This window comes from Frankia sp. AiPs1 (assembly GCF_023716945.1).
GTDB lineage: Bacteria > Actinomycetota > Actinomycetes > Frankiales > Frankiaceae > Frankia.
Window position 1 is genome coordinate 1 of record NZ_JAMQQF010001049.1, and the last position, 970, is coordinate 970.

1 protein-coding gene is annotated in these 970 nt (G+C 75.8%); it reads left to right on the top strand.

The window, feature by feature from the left end; translation table 11 throughout:
• Positions 1-108: 108 nt before the first annotated feature.
• Positions 109-970: cobyric acid synthase (locus ND748_RS32765; protein ID WP_251750129.1), on the top strand; the 862-nt coding region annotated here is incomplete at its 3' end.

Here is a 970-nt window from a genome sequence, read left to right on the forward strand (position 1 = left end):
CGGCTTGTCCACCGCCTTCGGAGGCGGCGGCGCGGGTGTGACGGCGGCCGGACTCGGGCCTGCCGATGACGGCGGGGGGGCGCCGGCCGGGGCGGGGGGCCCGCGCCGGTGAGTGGGGGACTGCTGGTCGCCGGGACGGCGTCGGACGCCGGCAAGAGCGTGCTGACCGCGGGCATCTGCCGGTGGCTGGCCCGGGAGGGGGTGCGCGTCGCGCCGTTCAAGGCGCAGAACATGGCGCTGAACTCCTACGTCACCGCGGACGGCGCGGAGATCGGCCGGGCGCAGGCGATGCAGGCCGCGGCAGCCGGGGTGGAGCCGGAGGCGGCGATGAACCCGGTGCTGCTCAAACCGGGCGGCGACCGCCACAGCCAGCTCATCGTGCTGGGCCGCCCCGTCGCCGAGGTCGACGCGCTCGGCTACCGCCCGCACAAGGAACGGCTCGCGAAGATCGTCCTGGCGTGCCTCGACGACCTGCGCGGCCGGTTCGACGCGGTGATCTGCGAGGGCGCCGGGTCGCCGGCGGAGATCAACCTGCGGTCCACCGACATCGCGAACATGGGCCTGGCCCGCGCGGCGAACCTGCCGGTGATCGTGGTCGGTGACATCGACAAGGGCGGGGTCTTCGCCGCCCTGTTCGGCACCCTGGCGCTGCTGGACCGGGCCGATCAGGCCCTCGTCGCCGGCTGGGTGATCAACCGGTTTCGCGGCGACGCCCGGCTGCTCGAACCCGGGCTGCGCCAGATCGAGGCGCTCACCGGCCGCCCGGTGCACGGCGTCGTCCCGTTCCGTTCCGGGCTCTGGCTCGACGTCGAGGACTCCCTCGACCTGGCCTCCTACCCCGACGCCGACGCCGACCCCGACGCCAACGACGACGACGCCGACGTCCACGCCGACGTCCCCGACGGGAAGGCGGGCCTCGGCGCGGCCGGCCTCGCGGGCTCCGACCCCGGGCCGCGGGTCGGCTCCGACG